Genomic DNA, 21,354 nt, shown 5'->3' on the forward strand with positions numbered 1-21,354 from the left:
AAGACAGGAAAAGTGTTTGCGTCCGGAATTGCTCCAAACGATCTGTGCAGGGCAGGGTATACGCTATGCAAAAGGCGTCGTCTGGACGTATGCGCACTTTCGGCCTCGCTTCGCAGACGCCGATGGCGTAAGGAGCGGCGATGGAAAACAACCGATTTGAAACACCTGTGACTGTGAAGTCAGTCGCGGCGGGAAGCACTCAGCTCTTGCGTACGGCGCGTGAGGCTTCCGACTACCTCCTCAACAACTGGCCCGGCAAGCGCAGCCCCAAGCATCGCGCGGCGCTGCAGGCCTGCCATGACGCACTCGCCGGCGACAAGCCGGCGATGAACGCTAGGCGCGCCTTCATTGCGGCAGCGCGCGAAGTGGACGTCTTTGTCAGCGACAAGGCGCCCGCCTGATACAAGCCGGCCATCTGGGCGGCCATCTGGGTTGAGGCATGGCCCGCATCTGCGGGCCTTTTGCCGTCACTTTGCCGTTTCGGTTTCGCCTTCGGTCTCGTCCTCGGGCTTCGAACGTTCCCGCGCCGCAACCTTGGCTGCCAGCTTCTCGGCCTTCTTGGCTGCTTTCTGGCGGTCGCGTTCCTTGCGTTCCTGATCGTAATTTGGTGGTCGCGCCATATCGGCTCCTTTTCACTGCCTCGCGGCTCTGGTCCTGCCTAGGAGCATTAGCCGTCAAACACAACAGCTGAAGCGATAGTGCCCGGCGGTTCGTGGGGACGACGGTCCGGGACTTGCAAGATGCGCGGCACAATGGTGTAGGAGAACTGGGGCGCCAACAAACTGCGCAGCGATCCGCCCGTTTGTTTTGATCAAGTGAACTATGGCCACCATCCAACGAACGACGGCAAGGGTTTTCTACTATGCGCGCAACGTCTTGCGCGATATCGCACCGCAGGCACTCTTCCGTCGGCGGTTGGCGGGCCGTCTCGAACAGGCCAGGCTCTCGGATCAGGCGGTGCGGCGGCGGCTGAATTACTACAACAAGCTGCAGCATGTGTTTTCGCCCAGCCCGGCTGCGGTGCGTCTCGACAAGCTGCCCTCTACGCCGACTATGTACTACTACGACCTCAAGGAGTTTGCCCGTTATTTCGATCCGGCATTGCTCGTCGACGTCGAATTCGGCGACGTCATTGACGTGCCGAAGGTGCCGACGCTGGTCAAGGATCGGCCGATCCATGCCGACGACGAAAATGCGGTCATCATGAAATTCAACAAGTTTAGGCACTTCTACATGCCGGCCGACGCAACTGCATTCGCCGACAAGCGCCCGGCCGTGGTCTGGCGCGGTGATCTCAACAATCCGAAACGGACAAGATTTCTCGACGCCGTGCGTGACTTGCCGTTTTGCGACGCCGGCTCGCACAAGCCGAACGCGCCGGCCGAGTACAGCAAGCCTTTTCTCAGCATCAGCCAACAGCAGCATTATCGCTACATCGTCTCACTCGAAGGCAACGACGTGGCGACCAACCTCAAATGGATCCTGAATTCGAATTCGCTCTGCCTGATGCCGTTGCCGACATACGAGACATGGTTTGCGGAAAAGCAACTCGAGGCCGGTGTCCACTATGTGCCGCTCGACCCGGATTTCGCCGATGTCACGGAGAAGGTGCGCTATTTCGAACACCACCCGGCCGAGGCGCAACGCATCATCGCCGCGGCCAATGCCTATTGCCGCCAATTCTCCAACGAGCAGGAGGAGCAGGCTATCTCCCTGCTCGTCCTCTATAAGTATTTTGTCCTCAGCGGTCAGATCAAGCCTGATCCTGAGGTCTGGCGTTTTATCCAGGGTTAGGACGTAGCGTGCCTCGGCGCGCCAAACCTGGCTCATCAGATGCCGCTGCGGTCAAGAACCAGGTCGGCGGGGCCGAAGCGGTCCTTTGCCGTCAATTGCTGGTGCCAGTAGGGATAGAGCAGCGGTGGCCGGCTGACCGCGTCGAGGCGGCTGCGTTCGTCGTCGGTGAGCACCAGGCTCGCAGCCGCAAGGTTGTCCTTCAACTGGGCTTCGTTGCGGGCGCCGATCACCAGCGAACTGACGGCCGGCCGGCCAAGCAGCCAGGCCAGTGCCACCTGCGCTGCTGACACGCCGCGCTGGGTGCCGATCTCGACCAGAACATCGACGATCCGCCACAGCCGGTCCTCGTCGCGGATCGGCGGTTCCGACCAGCCGGCGAGCTGGCGGGCGGTGGGGCTGTCGCGGCGGTATTTGCCTGACAGCAATCCGCCGGCAAGCGGGCTCCAGACCAGGACGCCCAGCCCCTGGTCGACGGAAATCGGCAGCAATTCATACTCCGCCTCGCGCGCTTCCAGCGTGTAGTGGATCTGCTGGGTGACGAAGCGCGGCTGGTAATGGCTGTCGCTGATGCCGAGCGCCTTCATCACCTGCCAGCCGGAATAGTTGGAACAGCCGACATAGCGGATCTTGCCCTGCGCAACCAAAGTATCGAGCGCTGCGATGGTTTCCTCCAGCGGCGTTACGCCATCCCATTCGTGCAGGAAGTAGATGTCGATGACGTCGGTCTTGAGCCGCTTCAGGCTCTTCTCGCATTCGCGGATCAGGTGATGGCGCGACAGGCCTTCATCGTTCGGGCCTTTGCCGATCCGCATCCGCGCCTTGGAGGCGATCAGCACGTCGCCCTTTCGCTTGCCGCCGAGCGCTTCACCGATGATCTCTTCCGAAATGCCGTTCGAATAGACATTGGCGGTGTCGATGACGTTGATGCCGGCATCGATGCAGAGATCGATCATCCGGCGCGCCTCGTCGAGGTCGGTCTTGCCGACCGCCGAAAACGCGCCGGCGCCGCCGAAAGTCATGGTTCCCATGGTCAGTGTCGAAACTTTCAGGCCGGAACGGCCGAGGGTGCGGTATTCCATGTCAGTCCTCGCGATTGCGTTGGGAAAGGGGCTGGGGAGGGTGCCCCGAATGTGGCCGCTATTTGTAGGACAATTTGGGCAGCTGTCTCCATGCCACGACGACGGATCGATCATGCCTCGCTGGATTGACAGCGGCGGTGATCGCGCTCGGGCTGCAATAAAACCGTCATTGCCGGCCTATATTGAAGTCGGCTCAGGGTGTTGCCGTTCCGGGCCATTAAGCCGGGAGTTTTGGGGCGCCGGACGTGGATCGACAGAGCTTGCAAGCGGAGCAGCTGAGATGACCGAGCTAAAACAGAATTCTCCTGCCAAGGACTGGCTTGAAGCCGAGCTCGCCGACACGCTCGACGAGGACTATGAGCTCGAAATGTCGGAGCCAGCGCTGTCGATGGAGATCGCAAAGATTTACAAGAACGCGCATCCGCCCTCGATCGATCGCATACAGTATTTTCGCGAGCTGATCACCCTACAGTCCGAATTGATCAAGCTGCAGTCCTGGGTCGCCTACCACAAGAAGAAGCTGGTGGTGATCTTCGAGGGGCGCGACTCGGCCGGCAAGGGTGGCGTCATCAAGCGCATCACCCAGCGGCTCAATCCACGCATCTGCCGTGTCGTCGCACTGCCGGCGCCGACCGAACGCGAGAAGTCGCAATGGTATTTCCAGCGCTATGTGCCGCATCTGCCGGCCGGCGGCGAGATCGTGCTGTTCGACCGCTCCTGGTACAACCGCTCGGGCGTCGAACGGGTGATGGGCTTTGCCCAGCCCGATCAGGTGGAAGAGTTCTTCCGCGACGTGCCGGAATTCGAGCGCATGCTGGTCCGCTCGGGCATCACCGTGGTCAAATACTGGTTCTCGATCACCGACGAAGAACAGCAGATGCGCTTCCTGATGCGCATCCACGATCCGATGAAGCAGTGGAAACTGTCGCCGATGGACCTGCAGTCGCGCGTGCGCTGGGAGCAGTACACCAAGGCCAAGGAAGAGACCTTCGTGCGCACCAACATCCCGGAGGCCCCCTGGTTCATCGTCGAAGGCAACGACAAGAAGCGGGCGCGGCTGAACTGCATCGACCACCTGCTCCAGCAGATGCCCTATGAAGAGGTCCCACACGAAGAGATCACGCTGCCGGAGCGCGTCTTCAATCCCGAATACGAGCGCCAGACGCTGCCGCGCGAACTCTACGTGCCGGAGAAGTACTGAGCACTTTTTTTCCTTCTCCCCGTTCCACGGAGAGAAGGTGCCCGAAGGGCGGATGAGGGGCGGCGCCAGCGTTGGCGATTGAGCCCAATTTGCTGCCACTGGCGGCTTGCTGCTAGTCTCCAAAGGTAGCGTTGCCCCTCATTGCCCTGCCGGGCATTTCTCCCCGTAGAACGGGGAGAAAGAAGCTTGCGCCGAGGGCTTCGCCACCTACGCCCGCTTGATCACCACATGCGTGGCAAGCGCAGTCGCCACTTGCTCGCTGCACTGATAGCCCAGCTTCACCATATCGAGGCCGCCAAAAAGGTTCTCGCCCGCGCCGAGCAGCACCGGTGAAATCGCCAGGTGCATCTCGTCGATCAGCTTTTCCTGCAGGTACTGGCGGATGGTGTCGACACCGCCACCGACCCGTACATCCTTGCCCCCAGCCGCCGCCTTCGCCTGTTCAAGCGCCGAATGGATGCCGTCGGTGATGAAATAAAATGTCGTGCCGCCCTCCATGACGATCGGTTCGCGCTTGTGGTGGGTCAGCACGAAAACCGGCACGTGGTAGGGCGGGTTGTCGCCCCACCAGCCCTTCCAGCTGTCGTCAGGCCATTCGCTGCGGATCGGCCCGAACATGTTGCGGCCGAGGATCCAGGCGCCGACATTCTCGAAGCTGCGCGCCGCGAACGCCTCGTTGATATCGGTGGTGCCGCCATCCAGTCCGAGCACCATCTTGCGGAAGGTGCGGGTACCAAATACCCACTTGTGCAGGGATTCCCCGCCGACGCCGAGCGGATTTTGTAGGTTCTGATCGGGACCGGCGCCGTAGCCGTCGAGCGACAGGCTGAAAGCGTTGACACGAAGTTTGGACATGAGAGCCTCCTCGATAACCAGTTGTATTTTGCAATCGGTTATTTGTAGCAAGCTGCTTGCGAATTGCAAGCGGTATTTTTTAGGTACAAACGAGCCTCGAAGCGAATGGTCTAGCGACCCTCGCTCTGGTCTCCCGGCCGGACGTCGGAAATTGTCAGGGATGCCGAGGCGGATCGCCGGCATTTGCTCGCCGCGACCGATCATCGTCGGAAGAGAAGTTATCCCTTCAGCAGTTCCGCCACTTCGGGAGCGAAATAGGTCAAAATGCCGTCGCAGCCGGCGCGCTTGAAGGCGAGCAGCGATTCCAGCATCGCCTTCTCGCCATCGATCCAGCCATTGGCGGCGGCGGCCTTGATCATCGAATACTCGCCCGACACCTGGTAGGCGAAGGTCGGCATCTGGAATTCATCCTTCAGCCGCCGGATTATGTCGAGATAGGGCAGGCCGGGCTTGACCATCAGCATGTCGGCGCCTTCGGCGATGTCCTGTTCGGCCTCGCGCACCGCCTCGTCGGAATTGGCGTGGTCGATGTAGTAGGTCTTCTTGTCGCCCTTGAGCAGGCCGGCGGTGCCGACCGCCTCGCGATAGGGACCGTAGAAGGCCGAGGCGAACTTGGTCGCATAGGACATGATCGCCACATCCTGGAAACCATTGGCGTCGAGCGCGTCGCGGATGGCGCCTATGCGGCCATCCATCATGTCGGACGGCGCGATGATGTCAGCGCCGGCAGCCGCCTGGATGACGGCCGCGGCGGTCACCTGTTCCACCGTCTCGTCGTTGACGATGATGCCGTCGCGCAGGATGCCGTCATGGCCGTGGCTGGTGAACGGGTCGAGCGCGGCGTCGGTGATGATGCCGATCTCCGGCACCGCGTCCTTGATCGCGCGGGTGGCGCGGTTGATGACGTTGTTCGGGTTGAGGATGTGCGAACCGGTCTGGTCGCGCAGCGAGATGTCGACATTGGGGAAGGTGGCGAGCGCCGGAATGCCGAGCTTTGCCGCTCGCTCGGCCTCCTTGACGGCGAGATCGATGGACAGGCGGAAGACCCCCGGCATGGCGGCGATCGGCTCGCGGATATTCTTGCCGTCAACGACGAAGATCGGCCAGATCAGGTCGTCGACCGAGAGCCTGTTCTCTTGCACCAGACGGCGCGACCAGTCGGCCTTGCGCATGCGGCGCAAGCGGCGGCTGCCGGTGATGTCGTCGACGCTGCGCGCGCCGGCTGGCTTTGTCGGGGTGAATTTGTTCATCGCCAAAACTCCAGATCGGCGGCTTTTACCACGAGCCCTTGCCGCTGACCAATGCGACACGTTTGTGCCAGCGATCCGGTCGAGGCCTATTTTGGTTGCCCATTGCCCGACAGGATCTGCGCCGCGCCGCGCATGGCAACGCGGAAAGCCTCATCGAAGCTGACACCGCGCACGTGCCACATATAGGTCTTGCCCGCCATGGCCAGCCGCCAGTCGGCGATCCAGCCCAGCTCCTTGTCGCTCCAGACGAGGCTGCCGGAAAGCGCCTGGTCGGCGCCGGCCTTCTTCGCAATGGTATCGAGCTTTGTCATCTCGGTGTTACGAAGCGCCTGATCGGCCAATCCGGCCTGCGACAGCAGCGCTGCCGTGGGAAAAGCCACCTGCATGGCCAGCGGCGCGGCGGCATTGCCGAACGATTCGCGCATCAGCACGCCGCGCTCGTCATTGGCATCGAGCGCGAAATGCCTTGTACCGCGCTCGGTCGCCAAAAACACCGCCAGCCGTGGCCGCTCGGTCAGCCACGGCCTGCTGCCGAGCAAAGCCAGCACCGGGTCGATGGTGGCCGGCTTGTAGTGGCAGTAGAGATTGTGAGGCCGATCGTACGTGCCTTGATCGTCATGGTTGGGAATGCCTTCCATACGGTCGCGGTAACCGAAGCTGGCGACAAAGCTGCCGGCCTTGTCGCGCAGTGCCACCATCTCCGGTTTCGCCGGCAGGCGCTGATCGCCGGAAACCCGGACCAGAACCGCGTCGAGACAGCGTTTGAAGCCGGCTTGGCGGTTTTTCTCGTACTTGCCGTTGACGATGGTCTGAGAGCTGTAGAGGTCTTCGATATCAGCTGCCCTGGCCGGTCCATTGGCGACGCAGATGGCCAGCAGGCCACCCAGAACAAGGGCAAGGCGCAAAAACTGCGGCATGGCTCACCGTCCGGTTCGAGGCTTGGCGGCCAATCTCTAACACCGAGTGCCGCCGGTGGCCAAGACCGCGACGCCGGCTCAGTTTCAGCTTCAGCCTGCGGAGCCGGCAGCGTCCTCAACCAATTTCCTGAAGTCCGTTGGAGGGTGCGCGGTCAAGTGCTCGTATGCATCCGTGGGTCGTTGGTAGCGGCCTTCCGCTATTGCCTGGCATAGCGTCGAAAAGGCATGCGGGCCACGGGTCCTCCATCTCTGCCAGGCGCTCACCCTTGAGCCATACAGACCGATAAGTTGCACCCATTTGGCCGGGACGCAAAGGATAGCAGCCGGGCTTGGCATTGACGCACCCATGCGCCACGCTTTAGCACTTCAGTCCCGCCGGCGCGGGGGAGGGATTCTTTCACGATGGATTTTGGCGGAGGCGACGAGATTCGCTTCGAACATCTGGGTCGGGCCGGCGTCGTCACCTTGACGCGGCCGCAGGCGCTCAATGCCTTGACGCACCGCATGATCAGGGCGCTCGACGCTGCTCTTTGCGCCTGGGAGACCGATCAAGGCATCGACGTCATCGTCGTCAAGGCCGAGGGCAGGGCCTTTTCGGCCGGCGGCGACATACTGCATGTCTACGAGACCGGCCGGGCTGGAAAACCGCCGGTCGAGTTCTTCGCCGACGAATACCGGCTCAACGCCCGCATCAACAGCTCTAGGAAACCCTACGTCGCCCTGATCGACGGCATCGTCATGGGCGGTGGCGTCGGCATTTCCTTCCACGGCTCGCATCGGGTGATGACCGAGAATGCCCAGTTCGCCATGCCGGAGGTCGGCATCGGCTTTTTCCCCGATGTCGGCGGCAGCCACCTGCTGCCTGATCTCGGCGGCTCTTTCGGCATGTATCTGGCGCTGACCGGCAATCGCATCCGCTATGGCGACGCCCTGTGGTCGGGCCTGGCCACCCACACCATCAAGGCCGAGGACCAGGGCGGCTTCCTCGACCGGCTGACGCTGACCGGCGACCCGGAATCGGTGCTGCGCGGTTTCTTCATGCAGGCAAGGCGAGAGACCGACAGGCCGACGCTGGAGGCGATATCGAGCCATTTTTCGCAACCGTCCCTGAAACGCGTCATCGACAGCCTGGAGCGGGCAGCAGGCGCCGACGAATTCGCGGCAAAGACGCTGGCGACAATCCTCACCCGCTCGCCCACCAGCCTGCGCGTCGCCTGGCGTCAGATCAGCGCCGGGCTGACCCTGTCCATGGAAGCATGCATGAAGATGGAGTTCCGCATCCTCAACCGGATGCTGGCCGGCCATGATTTCTACGAAGGCATTCGCGCCGCCATCATCGACAAGGGCTCGAAGCCGCAGTGGCGGCCGGCGAGCCTCGGTGCGGTCAGCGATGCCGATGTCGACGCCTATTTCGCTCCGCTGGGCGAAAGGGAGCTCGAGCTGTGAGCGAAGTGACCTCCCGACGTGTCGTGCTGCAGCCCTCCGGGGTGGAGGTGATCTTCGCCTGGTTCCAGCGCGTAATATCGGGCTACTGCCTGCTGTTCGGCATTCTCTACTGGATCAAGCTGATCGGCTTTTATCCGGGCTCGCTGTGGCGTTTCGACCTGATGCCCGTGCATTGGCAGGTGGCGGCCGTGGTGCTCGCCGTGTTCTTTCCCTTCGCCGCTGCCGGCCTGTGGATGCTGGCGTCCTGGGGGCCGGTGATCTGGTTCATTTGCGCGGTGACCGAGACCGTCATGTATGCCGGCTTTCCCGAGCTTTTCGGCCACCGTATGCTGATTGTCGTCTCGCATGCCGCGGTGGCGGTGCTCTACATTGTCTTCCGCGTCGTCATCTACCTGCAGAAGCGCCCTGTCCGCCACTAAGTCCTTGAGCACATTGGCGACCTGGCTTCTGCCTCGATTCGGCCCCTCAATTGTTGCCGAAATCTTTAGGTTAATTATCCTTGCTCGGGTGACCGTTCGTTAAGCCTCTTTCGAAACCTGTTACCGGTAAGCTCTTGTTAGCCCTAGCGTTTAAGTCGAATTTTATGAGTATTCGATAGTGTCGCGATCAAGGTGAAAAACAAAAAATCACCAGGGCGACAAACGAGAGGCAAAGACAATGATCAATTCGCGTCCGGCGGCGAAGACCGCCAACGTATCCGACGATCGCCGCGAGGCTATCCGTTCCCTGTACATGGAATCGCTGCAGCTTGTTGAGCGGCTGCACCGCCGCCTGCTTGATGTGATCAAGGACGAATTCGACCGCAACGGCCGTTCCGACATCAATGCCATCCAGGCGCTGCTGCTGTTCAACATCGGCAATTCCGAGCTGACCGCCGGCGAACTGCGCTCGCGTGGCTACTATCTCGGCTCGAACGTCTCCTACAATCTGAAGAAGCTGGTCGATCTCGGCTTCATCAACCACCAGCGCTCGCGCATCGACCGCCGTTCGGTCCGCGTCTCGCTGACGCCGAAGGGCAACGAGGTGGCCGAGGTCGTCGCCGGCCTTTACGAGCGTCATGTCGGCTCGATCGAACAGGTCGGCGGCATCAACACCGACGAGTTCAAGCAGATGAACCGCGCCCTGCAGCGGCTCGATCGCTTCTGGAACGATACCATCGCCTACCGGATGTAAGGCGCCGCATCAGATCCGGCCCGCGCCACAGAAGCGCGGCCGAAATGTCGACCTTCAGTCAGGGCCGGTGCCGAAAGGCATCGGCACGCCTACCGGATGTAAGGCGCCGCATCAGATCCGGCCCGCGCCACAGAAGCGCGGCCGAAATGTCGACCTTCAGTCAGGGCCGGTGCCGAAAGGCATCGGCCTTTTCTTTTGGCAGCCGTCGTCTCGGTTACGGCTTCAGCGGGCAGAGTTTCTCGTGAAAAACCGCAAGCGCCTGTTCGGCCTGGCGCGGCTCGCCGAAGAACGGGCCGATTGCTTCTGGCTCCCTGGTCGGATCGCAACTGCCTTCGGTGTTGGTCGTGCAACTCTTGGTTAACCCCTTGAGCGAGATGGTGGCCGGCGGATTGTCGAAGCCAATGGCCGTAACGGCACTCAAGTCCAGCGTGTAGGCCAGGCGATAATAGGGTTCGCCGTCCTCCTCGAACTGCTGCTCGGCCTTGTAGGTGCAGTCGCTGAGCTTCGTCACCGTGAACCTTAGCGTTTCCATCTTGTCGCCGACCTCGTTGGGGCCGGTGCTGGCGAAGACCGCTGGCGATCGGGAAACCTGTTTGAAGGGTTGGTCGGTCTGCTGCCCGTATCTGGGGATCGCACCCTGTTCGAGGCCATGCACGAAATAGGCGACCATCTCCTCCGGCGTCGGTGGGCTGCCGTTCGGGCCTCCGGCCAAGGCTAATGTCGCGATGACTGCAATGGCACCAGGCATGGCCTCGTTCCTCGCGTTGGGCGAGCTGTCACTGTACTATCAGGGGCTTGTGGCTCATCGGCAAAAATTGTGGTCGGCAATCGCCGATCGATACCAAAAAAGCACGGACCGTTCTTTTCGGAAAGCCAGCCGGGCGGATTTGGGCGCAAGGCCACGTTGCCGCCATATTCCAATGGAACCGAGGATGCCGGTGATGCTGTGGTGAAGGCCGTGCGTTCACCCGGAACCCGTATCGTGCCTCGAGCGTTTGTGGCCAAGCTGATACGGACAATGGTTGGCTAATTGTTAAGATTGCCAATTCTAGAGTGCGGGCAAGATCGCCCCATAACCGAATGCAGTAGATCGAACGCTACAAGAATGTCTGGAACGTCCATGAAAACCAGCCGCCGTTTTTTCCTTTCCGGAGCCTCCGCGCTCGCAGCCGCGGTGGTTGCCGGCGGCGCCAATGCGCAGGACGTGATCGGCGATATCCTGAAATCCTCGGCGCGCGGCAATTGGGACGACCAGTTCGACGCCCGCGCCAGCGAGGGCGGCAAGGTGGCCTCGACGCTGCCGATCTTCAGCCCACAGACCGTCGCTTTCACCGAACAGGCGGTCGCGCAATATCAGAACATTGCCGGGCAGGGCGGTTGGGTAGAGGTTCCCGCGACCAAGAAACTGCAGCTCGGCGTCGATGATCCTGATGTGGTGCCGTTGCGCAAGCGGCTGATGGTTTCTGGCGACCTCTCGCAGAGCGCCGGCATTTCGACAGCTTTCGACTCCTACGTCGACTCGGCGGTCAAGCGCTTCCAGTTGCGTCATGGCCTGCCTGCAGACGGCTCGATGGGCAAATACACCTACGCGGCGATGAATGTCTCGGCGCAAATCCGGCTTGGCCAGTTGCAGACCAATCTGCAGCGGCTGCGCGAGAAGGCCGGCACGCTGGGCAGTCGCTACGTGCTGGTCGACATTCCGGCGGCGCAGGTCGAAGCGGTCGAGAACGACCGCGTCGTGCTTCGCCATACTGCGATTGTCGGCAAGATCGATCGCCAGACGCCGATCGTCAATTCCAAGATCAACGAGATCATCGTCAATCCGTACTGGAATGCGCCGGTCTCGATCGTGCGCAAGGACATCATTCCGCTGATGCGGAAGAATCCCGACTATCTGAAGGACAGCCATATCCGCCTGTTCGCGCCGGACGGCAGCGAAGTCGATCCGCTCAATGTCGACTGGTCGACCGACGACGCCGCCAAGTATCGCTTCCGCCAGGATCCGGGCGCGGGCAATGCGATGGCGTCGGTTAAGATCAATTTCCCGAGCCCCGACGGCGTCTACATGCACGATACCCCCCAGCAGAGCCTGTTTGGCAAGATGATGCGCTTCGATTCCTCGGGCTGCGTGCGCGTGCAGAATGTGCGCGACCTCGTCACCTGGATCCTGCGCGACACGCCGGGCTGGGACCGTCAGCATTTCGAGGCGGCGATCAAGACCGGCGAAAACACGCCGATCCAGATTACCAACCCGGTGCCGGTCCACTTCCTCTATCTTTCGGCCTGGTCTACGGCCCCAGGCGTCGTGCAGTTCCGCGACGACGTCTACGCGCTCGACGGCAACAACGAGCTGCAGATCACGTCATCGCTTTAAGTGACTGATTTTTTTATAAAAAGGCCGCCGCTCAGGGCGGCCTTTTCGTTGCTCGGGTGCCGCTGTGTTTCTCGCGGGAGGGGCGGCTGGACAGATCGGCCGGCTTTGCGCATGGTCGGCGGGAAAGTCTGGAACCGGACCATGGAAGTCGCTGTTCATTCTGGCCGTACGCGTCCTCGTCGCCGTGTCCGGCGCGCTGGTGCGTCTGGCGCGCGAGGCCTTGCTGAAGGTCGCAAGGCGAGGAAATAGCAACCTGCTGGCTTCGCTGGCGCAATCCGGCCAGCAAATTTCGCGCGGCAAACGTGGCGGGGCGAAAACAACTGTGTTAATGGCGCGGCGAACCTTCGCAGCCCCCGAACCCCGAGGATTTCAGGCCATGGCAACAGCAGCGGCAGTGTCGAACAAATTCGAATCCTTCTTCGAAACCACGCTGGCTGACGCCGATCCGGAGATTTTCGGCGCCATCCGCAACGAACTCGGTCGTCAGCGTCACGAGATCGAGCTGATCGCCTCGGAAAACATTGTTTCCCGCGCCGTGCTTGAAGCGCAGGGCTCGATCATGACCAACAAATACGCCGAGGGCTATCCGGGCAAGCGTTACTATGGCGGCTGCCAGTTCGTCGACGTGGCCGAGGAACTGGCCATCGAGCGGGCAAAGAAGCTGTTCGGCTGCAACTTCGCCAACGTCCAGCCGAATTCCGGCAGCCAGATGAACCAGGCGGTCTTCCTGGCGCTCTTGCAGCCAGGCGATACTTTCATGGGCCTCGACCTCAATTCCGGCGGCCATCTGACCCACGGTTCGCCGGTCAACATGAGTGGCAAATGGTTCAAGGTCGTCTCCTATGGCGTGCGCCAGGACGACCATCTGCTCGACATGGACGCCATCGAGAAGACCGCGCATGAGACTAAGCCGAAGCTGATCCTGGCCGGCGGCACCGCCTATTCGCGCGTCTGGGACTGGAAGCGTTTTCGCGAGATCGCCGATGCGGTCGGCGCCTACCTGATGGTCGACATGGCGCACATCGCCGGCCTGGTCGCCGGCGGCGTGCATCCGTCACCGCTGCCGCACGCCCATGTCGTGACCACCACGACGCACAAGTCGTTGCGCGGCCCGCGCGGCGGCATGATCCTGTGCAATGACGAGGACATCGCCAAGAAGATGAACTCGGCGGTGTTCCCCGGCTTGCAGGGCGGCCCACTGATGCATGTCATCGCCGCCAAGGCGGTGGCTTTCGGCGAAGCGCTGAAGCCGAGCTTCAAGGTCTACGCCGAGAGCGTAGCCGCCAACGCCAAGGCGCTTGCCTCCAGTCTCAAGGAAACCGGGCTCGACATCGTCTCCGGCGGCACCGACAACCATCTGATGCTGGTCGACCTCAGGCCCAAGAACGCCACCGGCAAGCGCGCCGAGGCAGCGCTGGGCCGCGCCAACATCACCTGCAACAAGAACGGCATCCCGTTCGATCCAGAAAAGCCTTTTGTCACCTCGGGCGTGCGTCTCGGCACCCCGGCCGGCACCACGCGCGGCTTTGGCCAGGCCGAATTCCGCGAGATCGGCAAGCTGATCGCCGAAGTGCTGGATGGTCTCAAGGTCGCCAATTCCGACGAGGGCAATGCCGCTGTCGAAGCCGCGGTCAAGGCCAAGGTCGTGGCGCTGACCGATCGTTTCCCGCTCTATCCCTATCTCGGCTGAGGCGATAGGAGGTCTTACCGCCTGTTGCGACGACAAGCGTCTCAGCAGGCCGGGCGACCGGCAGGAGCCTTGATGATGCGACTATTTCGGTTCGCCGACCTTGGCGCCGTTGGCGTTCTGGCCGCTTTGATGGCCTTGCCGCTCCCCGGCGTCGCCTTGGCGCAGACCGCCCCTGCTCAAGCCGCGCCCGCGCAACCCGCCCCTGCCCAGGTCGCGCCCGCGGCGCCCGCCCAAGCGGCACCCAAGCTCGAAACCTTTGGCAGGTGGTCAACCCTGGTCGACGAGGTCGACACCGGTGAGGATCTGCGCAAGACCTGCGCGGCCTCGACCGCCTTTATCGGCGCCGGTGGCGTGCCTGGTACCCTGACGCTCGTCATCACGAACGGCGATGCCCTGCCGCCGGATGCCTACCCGTCCATAACCATCGCTGTTGACAACAAGGATCTGCCGGCCGGCAAGTCCGTCGCTGCCACTTTCGGCGACGACAAGGGCCGCGACACTGCCAAGCTCCATTCCGATGGCGCGGTCAACGGCCGGCTCAGCTGGACCGTGGACAATCAGGCCAAGACCAGCCTGGCGCTCTTGCGCGTCATGCGCCGGGCATCGGCGCTTGACGTCTCTTTCGGCGATGCGCCGGTTGGAAGCATATCCATGGACGGCTTCACCAAGGCCTATCGCAGTCTCGGCGCATCGTGCGGGTTTCCGACCGCCGACGTCGCCCCCTGAGGCGATCGAACGGATCTCACCACGAGGGGTCGTTTGATGGAGATCGTCTGGAAATGCCTGGTCGGCGGGCTGGTCACAGCTCTGATCGTATGGGCATCGAAGCGCGGCAATATTTTGCCCGGCATACTGCCGCTGGCGCCGACCCTTTGCGGTCATCGCTCTGCTGGCAATCGATGCCAAGGGCAATCCCGCCGGCTTTCGCGAGGCCTGCCTGGCCGGGGTGAAGACCATCCCAGCCTATCTCGCCTTCCTCGGAGCCTGTTGGCTTGGCGCCATCGCCGTATGGTTGGTTGGGGCTCTCGCAATTTTCCTTGCGCCTCGCTATCTCTGAGGGGCGAGGGGCTGTTGGCGATACTTTGCCATCGTTGCAAAAACCTCTAAGCCTTTCGCTTCACCAGATTCGCCAACCAAAGGCTTCTCCATGCGCTGTCCCTATTGCCAGTCAGAAGATACGCAGGTGAAGGATTCGCGCCCCGCCGAGGATGGCGCGGCGATCCGCAGGCGGCGCGTCTGCCCCGATTGCGGCGGCCGTTTCACCACTTTCGAACGCGTGCAGTTGCGCGACCTCGTCGTGGTCAAGAAATCGGGACGCAAAGTGCCATTCGACCGCGACAAGCTGCTGCGCTCGGTGGAGATCGCCGTTCGCAAGCGCAATGTGGATCCCGAGCGCATCGATCGAGCGGTGACCGGCATCGTGCGCCAGCTCGAAAGTTCCGGCGAGACGGAGGTTGCTTCAGGAGAAGTCGGCCGGCTGGTCATGGAAGCGCTGAAATCGCTCGACGATGTCGCCTATGTGCGCTTCGCCTCGGTCTACCGCAATTTTCGCGAGGCCAAGGATTTCCACGAATTGCTGGGCGAGCTCAAGGGGGACGAAATCAAGGGTGAAGAGGAAGCCAGCTGAGCATGACTGCAAGCGAACAGGCCGCCCTTGATCGCCGCTTCATGGCGGCGGCACTCAGACTGTCGCGAAAAAATGCCGGGCGCACCGCGACCAACCCGTCTGTCGGCACGCTGATCGTGCGGGATGACGGCAATGGCCCGATGATCGTCGGCACCGGCGTCACCGCTGTCGGCGGCCGCCCGCATGCCGAGACCGAGGCCCTGGCCGAGGCTGGCGCGCTCGCGCGCGGCGCCACCGCTTACGTCACTCTCGAACCTTGCGCCCATCATGGCCGCACGCCGCCTTGCGCCAATGCGCTGGTCAATGCCGGTGTCGCGCGCGTCGTCGGCGCCGCCAGCGATCCCGATTCGCGCGTGTCCGGCAAGGGCTACGCAATCCTGCGTGCCGCCGGTGTCGAGGTGGTCGAGAAGGTGTTGGCGGCGGAAGCCGCCGAGCAGATGGCCGGCTATTTGATTCGATCGCTGAGAAAACGCCCCGAAGTGATTCTCAAGCTTGCGCTTTCCAGCGACGGCAAGATCGGCCGGGAAGGCGGGGGACAGGTGTCGATCACCGGCGATATTGCGCGCCGCGAAGTGTACCTGATGCGGGCCGAGGCCGACGGCATATTGGTTGGTATCGGCACAGCCCTTGAGGATGATCCGGCCCTGACGGTGCGCTTGCCGGGGCTGGAGAACCGTTCGCCGGCGCGCATCGTGCTCGACCGCCAGATCAGGTTGCCGGAGGCCTCGAAACTGGTTTCGGGCGTTGACCGGGTGCCACTCTATGTCGCCGCTTGCCTTGAGGCCGATCCGTTGCGGCGGGCAGCACTCGAACGCGCCGGTGTGCGCTTCATCGGCACCGAGACGCATGAAGGCGGCGTCGCGTTGCCGGAACTGCTCGAGGATCTGGCCGCGCTCGGCATGGCAAGCGTGCTGGTCGAGGGCGGCGCCAAGGTGGCGAGCGCTTTCCTGGCCGATGGGCTGGTCGACCGCATCGTGCTGTTCGAGGGGCCGGAGGCGATTGGCAATGGCGGCATTGCATCGCCGATCGACGCTGACCATATCCCGGCAGGATTTCGCAAATTGCGCGAGATGCGTTTCGGCGAGGACAGCTACGCCGAGTGGATAAGAGACATTTAGGATCAACACCGATGTTTACCGGAATTGTCACCGATGTCGGCACTGTCGCGTCCGTCAAGCCGCTCAGGGAAGGGGTGGGTTTGCGCATCGACACCGCCTATGACCCACAGACCATCGCCATCGGCGCCTCGATCTCCTGTGGCGGCGTTTGCCTGACGGTGACGGCCTTGCCCGACAGCGGCTCGAACGCGCGCTGGTTCGAGGTCGAGGCCTGGGAAGAAGCGCTCAGGCTGACGACGGCGATGGGCTGGAAATCAGGTACGCGGATCAATCTGGAGCGGGCGCTGAAGATCGGCGACGAACTTGGCGGCCACATCGTTTCGGGTCATGTCGACGGTATGGCGGAGATCGTCGAGCGCAAGGATGAGGGCGACGCGGTGCGTTTTACTCTCGAAGCACCGCGCGAGCTGGCGAAGTTCATTGCGCCAAAAGGCTCGGTCGCACTCGACGGCACCTCGCTCACCGTCAACAAGGTCGAAGCCACGCGTTTCGACGTACTGCTGATCCACCATTCGCTGACCGTGACCACCTGGGGCGAGCGCAAGGTCGGCGACCGCGTCAATATCGAGATCGACACCATGGCCCGCTACGCGGCGCGTCTCGTGGAGGCAGCGAAAGAGGGGCTTTGATGGTCAAGAATAGACGGATCTCGGCTGAACAAGAAGAACTCCGGCACCTGACACTCGAAGCGCTGGCCGATGTGGACGCCGGTCGTGTGATCGATCATCAGACCGTACAGACCTGGGTTGATAACCTAGACAGCCATCTCAAAAACGAGGTTAGTGAACCTGAATAGGTTGGCAAACCGGGCGCGCGCAACATCTTCGCTTGCGATGAACCCGGCTTCGGCCTAAGTCACCGGCGATCCCCGGAGACTTTTATGGCTGGCACATCCCAACACGGCAAAGCCTTCATTCGTCCGAAGACGAAGGCGCATCTGCTCATTGTCGAAGCGCGCTTTCACGACGACCTTGCCGACACGCTGCTCGAAGGCGCGACAAGCGCGCTCGATGAAGCGGGCGCGACTTACGACGTCGTCACCGTTCCAGGTTCGCTCGAGATTCCCGCGGTGATTACCTTCGCGCTGGACGGGGCGACGGAGGGCGGCACACATTATGACGGCTTTGTTGCGCTCGGCACCATCATCCGCGGCGACACCTATCATTTCGACATTGTCGCCAATGAATCCAGCCGCGCGCTCATGGACCTGAGCGTGCAGGACTCGGTCTGCATCGGTAACGGCATCCTGACCACCGAGAATGACGCCCAGGCCTGGACTCGCGCCAAGCGCTCGGAAGGCGACAAGGGCGGCTTTGCCGCGCGTGCGGCGCTGACCATGATCGCCCTCAAGGAACAATTGGGAGCGCGATCGTGAGCGAACCCGCTTCGCCCGGCCAGCCGGCAGTGCGCCACGCCAACAAGCGCGGCGCTGCCCGTCTGGCCGCCGTGCAGGCGCTCTACCAGATGGATGTCGCCGGCAGCGGCGTCTTCGAGATCACCGCCGAATACGAAGCCTTTCGTCTCGGCAAGGAAGTCGACGGCGCGCTCTACCGCGAGGCCGATGCGCAATGGTTTCGCGCCATCCTGGCGGGTGTCGTCGAGAACCAGAAGACCATCGATCCCATCATCCGCCAGGCGCTGACCGAGGACTGGCCGCTGTCGCGGCTCGATTCGACGCTGCGCGCCATTCTGCGCGCCGGCGTCTACGAGCTGATGAAACGCGAGGATGTTCCCGTCGCGGTTATCGTCTCCGAATATGTCGACATCGCCAAGGCTTTCTACGAGGAAGATGAGCCGAAGCTGGTCAATGCCGTTCTCGACCGTGTGTCACGCCGGGTGCGTGGCGAGGGGCGCGGCAAGGACGCATCATGACGGCAATCGCCGTCGAGGCCGGCAGGGAGGCTCGCCGCACCGCTTTGATCCTCGCCGCCTCGCAGGCGATCATCGGCTCGGCGGCCCCCATCGCCATCTCCATGGGGGCGCTGGCCGGGCAATATCTGCTTGGCCCCGACAAATCACTGGCGACGGCGCCGATCACCGGCTTCAACATCGGCGTGGCGCTTGGCGCGTTGCCCGCGGCGGCCATCATCCGCAGCATGGGCCAGCGCGGCGGCTTCATGACCGGAACAATCGTCACCGCGCTTGGCGGCCTCGTCGCCACGCTTGCGCTCTTCCAAAGCAGCTTCTGGCTGTTTGCCTTTGGCTTGCTCACGATCGGTGTCGGCGGCGCCTTCGTCCAGCAGTTCCGCTTCGCCGCCGCCGACAACGCACCGCCGGAGTTCAAGGCGCGCGCCATCTCTTTCGTGCTGGCCGGTGGTATCATCACCGCCATCCTCGGGCCGCAGATCGTCATCTTCACACGCGAATTGTTGGCGCCGGTGATGTTTGCCGGTTCGTTCGTCTCCATCCTGCCGTTGGCCGCGGTCGGCGCCATCATCCTGTCGTTCCTGCGGCTGCCGGCGAAAGCATCCGGCAAGGTGGAGATCGCCGCCAGCGACGCCAGGCCATTGGCCGAAATCGTCACGCAGCCGCGCTTCGTCGCCGCACTTTTCTGCGCGGTCGGCAGCTACGCGCTGATGAGCTTCGTCATGACCGGCGCACCGCTGGCCATGGTCGGTTGCGGACTGTCGGAGGATGACGCGACGCTCGGCATCTCCTGGCACGTCATGGCGATGTTCGCGCCAAGCTTCTTCACCGGCTCGCTGATCCATCGCTTCGGCGCCGAACGCATTGTGGCCCTCGGCCTGATCCTGCTCATCGGCTGCGCCATTGTCGCTCTGTCGGGCCTGGCGCTCTGGCAATTCTGGACATCGCTGATCCTGCTCGGCCTTGGCTGGAATTTCGGCTTCATCGGCGCCACGGCAATGGTGGCGGCCAGCTACCGGCCCTCGGAAAAGGGCAAGGTGCAAGGCTTCCACGACTTTGTCCTGTTCGGCTCCGTCGCCTGCGCGTCGCTGCTGTCGGGCATGGTCTACAACGCCTGGGGTTGGGAGATGCTGAACTGGATGATATTCCCGGTTGCTGTGCTCTGTTTCGTCGCGCTAGGCGCGCTGAAGGTGACGAGCGCGCGCCCGGTTTGACGCCAAACCTATGCGTCCGGCGGCAACACCTGAAGCACCCGCGCTATGAACATGTGGAACTCAGCCATGTAGTTGCGTAGGAAGTCCTCGGTGGATTCGACCGTCACTTCGCCGTCGTCCGTTATCAGTCCCGGCGTGAACTGGATATAGGCTTCCGGCGCATTCATCTGGGGTGAGTTGCAGAAGCTCAGAACGCTGCGCAGGCTTTGTTGGGCGACAGCGGTTGCGATGGCGCCCGGCGATGTTCCGATAACGGCTGACGGTTTGCGCGCGAATGAATTCTTTCCATAGGGGCGGCTGGCCCAGTCGATCGCGTTCTTCAATCCGCCAGGGATCGAGCGATTGTACTCCGGGGTAACGAACAGCACGGCCTGAACGGAGGCGATCGCCTTTTTGAAATCCCGGGCGACCGGTGGGAAATTCGCGTCATAATCGTAGCTGTAAAGGGGCAGATCCTTGAAGGCGATTTCCGTCATTTCAAGTTCCGGAGGAGCCAGTTGAACGAGCGCCTTCGCGAGCTTGCGGTTGATGGATTCCCGGGCAAGACTGCCGATGAGGTAACCGACTTTGTGTATGGCCATGACACGCTCTCCGTGTTTGCCACCCGCACCCTCATTGCATTATCCGCCAGATGGCAGCAGATCGCCAGCTTCGCCTCGAAATCGGCCTTCCGAACAAAAATATTGCGCTGATCCCCCTTGTTATGAAACCGTGTGCCCCGACTGGCCGTTGAAGCCATGCTCATATGCGGTCACCGCATTTCGGTTCATAGCAAGGGGTTTTCACGATGTTTTCAGTCAAGGTTCTGGCCGGCGCGGCATTGGCGCTCGGCGTAACAGTGGCTTCCGCCAGCGCCCAGGTGGTTGTCTCTTCGAAGATCGACACCGAGGGCGGCGTGCTCGGCAACATCATCCAGCTCGTCCTCAACGCCAACAACATCAAGACATCAGACCGTATCCAGCTCGGCGGCACGCCGGTGGTGCGCAAGGCGATCACCGCCGGCGAGATCGACATCTATCCGGAATACACCGGCAACGCCGCCTTCTTCTTCGAGAAGGCCGACGACCCGGTCTGGAAAGATGCCGCCAAGGCTTATGAGACAGCCAAGAAGCTCGACTACGACGCCAACAAGATCGTCTGGCTGTCGCCGTCGCCTGCCAACAACACCTGGGCGATCGCGTTGCGCAAGGAAGTCGCCGAGACCAACAAGCTCGCCACGCTCACCGACTTCGGCAAATATGTCGCGGGCGGCGGCCAGGTGGTGCTGGCGGCTTCCGCCGAGTTCGTCAATTCGGCCGCTGCTCTGCCGGCCTTCCAGACCACCTATGGCTTCACGCTGAAGCCTGAGCAACTGATCACGCTCTCGGGCGGCGACACCGCGGCCACCATCGCTGCCGCCGCCAACCAGACCAGTGGCGCCAACGCCGCCATGGTCTACGGCACCGATGGCGGCATCGCACCGTCCGGGCTCGTCGTGCTCGACGACGACAAGGGCGTGCAGCCGGTCTACCAACCGGCGCCAATCATTCGCGAAAAGGTGCTGAAGGAACATCCCGAGATCGAGACGCTGCTCAAGCCGGTCTTCGCCAAACTCGACCTCGTCACGCTGCAGGAGTTGAACGGTCGCGTGCAGGTCGGCGGCGAGCCGGTCAAGGGCGTCGCCGAAGACTTCCTGAAGAAGAACGGCTTCCTGAAGTAGGACGATTCCGGCGCGCCGCTTTCGTGGCGCGCCGGATCGACTGACGGGGGA

The 21,354-nt window shown here is 62.3% G+C and carries 24 protein-coding genes; 17 read left to right on the plus strand and 7 right to left on the minus strand.

Annotated features, from left to right (window positions below):
* The first annotated feature begins 167 nt into the window (after positions 1–167).
* Positions 168–401 (plus strand): DUF982 domain-containing protein, encoded by a 234-nt coding sequence (locus C8D77_RS23730; RefSeq protein ID WP_245462826.1) that lies wholly within the window; start codon positions 168–170, stop codon positions 399–401.
* Positions 402–467: 66 nt separating this feature from the next.
* On the opposite strand, the gene C8D77_RS23735 is transcribed toward C8D77_RS23730, so the two are convergent.
* Positions 468–620 carry a hypothetical protein gene (locus tag C8D77_RS23735; RefSeq protein WP_081738829.1) on the minus strand — a complete coding sequence of 51 codons (153 nt, stop codon included), beginning with the start codon at positions 618–620 and terminating at the stop codon, positions 468–470.
* A gap of 202 nt (positions 621–822) precedes the next feature.
* Here C8D77_RS23735 and C8D77_RS23740 point away from each other — a divergent pair, with 202 nt between their 5' ends.
* Positions 823–1,794: a glycosyl transferase family 90 gene (locus C8D77_RS23740; RefSeq protein ID WP_109668583.1), complete on the plus strand. Its 972-nt coding sequence runs from the start codon at positions 823–825 to the stop codon at positions 1,792–1,794.
* 35 nt (positions 1,795–1,829) lie between these two features.
* On the opposite strand, the gene C8D77_RS23745 is transcribed toward C8D77_RS23740, so the two are convergent.
* Positions 1,830–2,873: an aldo/keto reductase gene (locus C8D77_RS23745; RefSeq protein WP_109668585.1), complete on the minus strand. Its 1,044-nt coding sequence runs from the start codon at positions 2,871–2,873 to the stop codon at positions 1,830–1,832.
* A 280-nt stretch (positions 2,874–3,153) separates the two neighbouring features.
* On the opposite strand from C8D77_RS23745, the gene ppk2 reads away from it, so the two are divergent.
* Complete coding sequence (gene ppk2, locus C8D77_RS23750; RefSeq protein ID WP_109668587.1) at positions 3,154–4,074, plus strand: polyphosphate kinase 2; 921 nt, start codon at positions 3,154–3,156, stop codon at positions 4,072–4,074.
* Between the two features lie 207 nt (positions 4,075–4,281).
* Here the strand turns inward: ppk2 and C8D77_RS23755 are convergent, their stop codons facing one another.
* From C8D77_RS23755 to C8D77_RS23765, 3 genes are all read right to left on the minus strand, one after another.
* Positions 4,282–4,929 carry a dihydrofolate reductase family protein gene (locus C8D77_RS23755; RefSeq protein ID WP_109668589.1) on the minus strand — a complete coding sequence of 216 codons (648 nt, stop codon included), beginning with the start codon at positions 4,927–4,929 and terminating at the stop codon, positions 4,282–4,284.
* Positions 4,930–5,147: 218 nt separating this feature from the next.
* On the minus strand, positions 5,148–6,179 hold the full coding sequence (gene hemB, locus C8D77_RS23760) for a porphobilinogen synthase (RefSeq protein ID WP_109668591.1): 1,032 nt from the start codon (positions 6,177–6,179) through the stop codon (positions 5,148–5,150).
* A gap of 86 nt (positions 6,180–6,265) precedes the next feature.
* Positions 6,266–7,096, minus strand: coding sequence for a DUF2066 domain-containing protein (locus C8D77_RS23765; protein ID WP_109668593.1), 831 nt, complete (start codon positions 7,094–7,096; stop codon positions 6,266–6,268).
* A gap of 402 nt (positions 7,097–7,498) precedes the next feature.
* Between C8D77_RS23765 and C8D77_RS23770 the strand changes: the two genes are divergently transcribed.
* From C8D77_RS23770 to ldtR, 3 genes are all read left to right on the plus strand, one after another.
* Complete coding sequence (locus C8D77_RS23770; RefSeq protein ID WP_109668595.1) at positions 7,499–8,542, plus strand: enoyl-CoA hydratase/isomerase family protein; 1,044 nt, start codon at positions 7,499–7,501, stop codon at positions 8,540–8,542.
* Positions 8,539–8,961 carry a DUF6163 family protein gene (locus tag C8D77_RS23775; protein WP_109668597.1) on the plus strand — a complete coding sequence of 141 codons (423 nt, stop codon included), beginning with the start codon at positions 8,539–8,541 and terminating at the stop codon, positions 8,959–8,961. The genes C8D77_RS23770 and C8D77_RS23775 overlap by 4 nt, the downstream gene beginning before the upstream one ends.
* Positions 8,962–9,199: 238 nt before the next feature.
* The gene (gene ldtR / locus C8D77_RS23780) at positions 9,200–9,715 is read left to right on the plus strand and encodes a transcriptional regulator LdtR (protein WP_008875359.1); all 516 of its coding nucleotides are present in this window, start codon (positions 9,200–9,202) and stop codon (positions 9,713–9,715) included.
* A gap of 214 nt (positions 9,716–9,929) precedes the next feature.
* On the opposite strand, the gene C8D77_RS23785 is transcribed toward ldtR, so the two are convergent.
* Complete coding sequence (locus C8D77_RS23785; RefSeq protein ID WP_146211799.1) at positions 9,930–10,463, minus strand: hypothetical protein; 534 nt, start codon at positions 10,461–10,463, stop codon at positions 9,930–9,932.
* A gap of 372 nt (positions 10,464–10,835) precedes the next feature.
* On the opposite strand from C8D77_RS23785, the gene C8D77_RS23790 reads away from it, so the two are divergent.
* From C8D77_RS23790 to C8D77_RS23835, 10 genes are all read left to right on the plus strand, one after another.
* Positions 10,836–12,089, plus strand: coding sequence for a L,D-transpeptidase family protein (locus C8D77_RS23790; RefSeq protein WP_109668601.1), 1,254 nt, complete (start codon positions 10,836–10,838; stop codon positions 12,087–12,089).
* Between the two features lie 376 nt (positions 12,090–12,465).
* A complete protein-coding gene (glyA, locus tag C8D77_RS23795; protein WP_013532252.1) occupies positions 12,466–13,779 on the plus strand; it encodes a serine hydroxymethyltransferase in 1,314 nt (437 codons plus the stop codon).
* A 72-nt stretch (positions 13,780–13,851) separates the two neighbouring features.
* Complete coding sequence (locus tag C8D77_RS23800) at positions 13,852–14,505, plus strand: hypothetical protein (protein ID WP_109668603.1); 654 nt, start codon at positions 13,852–13,854, stop codon at positions 14,503–14,505.
* A 421-nt stretch (positions 14,506–14,926) separates the two neighbouring features.
* On the plus strand, positions 14,927–15,406 hold the full coding sequence (nrdR, locus tag C8D77_RS23810; RefSeq protein WP_023810227.1) for a transcriptional regulator NrdR: 480 nt from the start codon (positions 14,927–14,929) through the stop codon (positions 15,404–15,406).
* Positions 15,407–15,408: 2 nt separating this feature from the next.
* On the plus strand, positions 15,409–16,524 hold the full coding sequence (gene ribD, locus C8D77_RS23815; protein WP_109668605.1) for a bifunctional diaminohydroxyphosphoribosylaminopyrimidine deaminase/5-amino-6-(5-phosphoribosylamino)uracil reductase RibD: 1,116 nt from the start codon (positions 15,409–15,411) through the stop codon (positions 16,522–16,524).
* 11 nt (positions 16,525–16,535) lie between these two features.
* Positions 16,536–17,153: a riboflavin synthase gene (locus tag C8D77_RS23820; RefSeq protein ID WP_109668607.1), complete on the plus strand. Its 618-nt coding sequence runs from the start codon at positions 16,536–16,538 to the stop codon at positions 17,151–17,153.
* On the plus strand, positions 17,153–17,320 hold the full coding sequence (locus C8D77_RS37660) for a hypothetical protein (protein WP_215732080.1): 168 nt from the start codon (positions 17,153–17,155) through the stop codon (positions 17,318–17,320). The genes C8D77_RS23820 and C8D77_RS37660 overlap by 1 nt, the downstream gene beginning before the upstream one ends.
* 84 nt (positions 17,321–17,404) lie before the next feature.
* Positions 17,405–17,899, plus strand: coding sequence for a 6,7-dimethyl-8-ribityllumazine synthase (gene ribH, locus C8D77_RS23825; RefSeq protein ID WP_109668609.1), 495 nt, complete (start codon positions 17,405–17,407; stop codon positions 17,897–17,899).
* Complete coding sequence (nusB, locus tag C8D77_RS23830) at positions 17,896–18,396, plus strand: transcription antitermination factor NusB (protein ID WP_023798402.1); 501 nt, start codon at positions 17,896–17,898, stop codon at positions 18,394–18,396. Before ribH ends, nusB begins: the two co-directional genes overlap by 4 nt.
* A complete protein-coding gene (locus C8D77_RS23835; RefSeq protein WP_109668611.1) occupies positions 18,393–19,604 on the plus strand; it encodes an MFS transporter in 1,212 nt (403 codons plus the stop codon). Before nusB ends, C8D77_RS23835 begins: the two co-directional genes overlap by 4 nt.
* A gap of 8 nt (positions 19,605–19,612) precedes the next feature.
* Here C8D77_RS23835 and C8D77_RS23840 read toward each other — a convergent pair whose 3' ends face one another.
* Positions 19,613–20,185 (minus strand): NADPH-dependent FMN reductase, encoded by a 573-nt coding sequence (locus tag C8D77_RS23840; protein ID WP_109668613.1) that lies wholly within the window; start codon positions 20,183–20,185, stop codon positions 19,613–19,615.
* 206 nt (positions 20,186–20,391) lie between these two features.
* Between C8D77_RS23840 and osmF the strand changes: the two genes are divergently transcribed.
* Entirely contained in the window at positions 20,392–21,303 is a 912-nt protein-coding gene (osmF, locus tag C8D77_RS23845) for a glycine betaine ABC transporter substrate-binding protein OsmF (RefSeq protein WP_109668615.1), read from the plus strand.
* Positions 21,304–21,354 lie beyond the last annotated feature (51 nt).

Source organism: Mesorhizobium loti (assembly GCF_003148495.1).
GTDB classification, from domain to species: Bacteria; Pseudomonadota; Alphaproteobacteria; order Rhizobiales; family Rhizobiaceae; genus Mesorhizobium; species Mesorhizobium loti.

What these genes read in the sequence shown, in the direction of transcription:
- C8D77_RS23835 (WP_109668611.1), top strand. Translation starts at nt 18,393, where the DNA reads ATGACGGCAATCGCCGTCGAGGCCGGCAGGGAGGCTCGCCGCACCGCT.
- hemB (WP_109668591.1), bottom strand. Translation starts at nt 6,179, where the DNA reads ATGAACAAATTCACCCCGACAAAGCCAGCCGGCGCGCGCAGCGTCGAC.
- C8D77_RS37660 (WP_215732080.1), top strand. Translation starts at nt 17,153, where the DNA reads ATGGTCAAGAATAGACGGATCTCGGCTGAACAAGAAGAACTCCGGCAC.
- C8D77_RS23800 (WP_109668603.1), top strand. Translation starts at nt 13,852, where the DNA reads ATGATGCGACTATTTCGGTTCGCCGACCTTGGCGCCGTTGGCGTTCTG.
- ribD (WP_109668605.1), top strand. Translation starts at nt 15,409, where the DNA reads ATGACTGCAAGCGAACAGGCCGCCCTTGATCGCCGCTTCATGGCGGCG.
- glyA (WP_013532252.1), top strand. Translation starts at nt 12,466, where the DNA reads ATGGCAACAGCAGCGGCAGTGTCGAACAAATTCGAATCCTTCTTCGAA.
- ldtR (WP_008875359.1), top strand. Translation starts at nt 9,200, where the DNA reads ATGATCAATTCGCGTCCGGCGGCGAAGACCGCCAACGTATCCGACGAT.
- C8D77_RS23790 (WP_109668601.1), top strand. Translation starts at nt 10,836, where the DNA reads ATGAAAACCAGCCGCCGTTTTTTCCTTTCCGGAGCCTCCGCGCTCGCA.
- C8D77_RS23740 (WP_109668583.1), top strand. Translation starts at nt 823, where the DNA reads ATGGCCACCATCCAACGAACGACGGCAAGGGTTTTCTACTATGCGCGC.
- C8D77_RS23765 (WP_109668593.1), bottom strand. Translation starts at nt 7,096, where the DNA reads ATGCCGCAGTTTTTGCGCCTTGCCCTTGTTCTGGGTGGCCTGCTGGCC.
- C8D77_RS23745 (WP_109668585.1), bottom strand. Translation starts at nt 2,873, where the DNA reads ATGGAATACCGCACCCTCGGCCGTTCCGGCCTGAAAGTTTCGACACTG.
- C8D77_RS23755 (WP_109668589.1), bottom strand. Translation starts at nt 4,929, where the DNA reads ATGTCCAAACTTCGTGTCAACGCTTTCAGCCTGTCGCTCGACGGCTAC.
- C8D77_RS23785 (WP_146211799.1), bottom strand. Translation starts at nt 10,463, where the DNA reads ATGCCTGGTGCCATTGCAGTCATCGCGACATTAGCCTTGGCCGGAGGC.
- nrdR (WP_023810227.1), top strand. Translation starts at nt 14,927, where the DNA reads ATGCGCTGTCCCTATTGCCAGTCAGAAGATACGCAGGTGAAGGATTCG.
- ribH (WP_109668609.1), top strand. Translation starts at nt 17,405, where the DNA reads ATGGCTGGCACATCCCAACACGGCAAAGCCTTCATTCGTCCGAAGACG.
- C8D77_RS23770 (WP_109668595.1), top strand. Translation starts at nt 7,499, where the DNA reads ATGGATTTTGGCGGAGGCGACGAGATTCGCTTCGAACATCTGGGTCGG.
- ppk2 (WP_109668587.1), top strand. Translation starts at nt 3,154, where the DNA reads ATGACCGAGCTAAAACAGAATTCTCCTGCCAAGGACTGGCTTGAAGCC.
- osmF (WP_109668615.1), top strand. Translation starts at nt 20,392, where the DNA reads ATGTTTTCAGTCAAGGTTCTGGCCGGCGCGGCATTGGCGCTCGGCGTA.
- C8D77_RS23820 (WP_109668607.1), top strand. Translation starts at nt 16,536, where the DNA reads ATGTTTACCGGAATTGTCACCGATGTCGGCACTGTCGCGTCCGTCAAG.
- C8D77_RS23735 (WP_081738829.1), bottom strand. Translation starts at nt 620, where the DNA reads ATGGCGCGACCACCAAATTACGATCAGGAACGCAAGGAACGCGACCGC.
- C8D77_RS23840 (WP_109668613.1), bottom strand. Translation starts at nt 20,185, where the DNA reads ATGGCCATACACAAAGTCGGTTACCTCATCGGCAGTCTTGCCCGGGAA.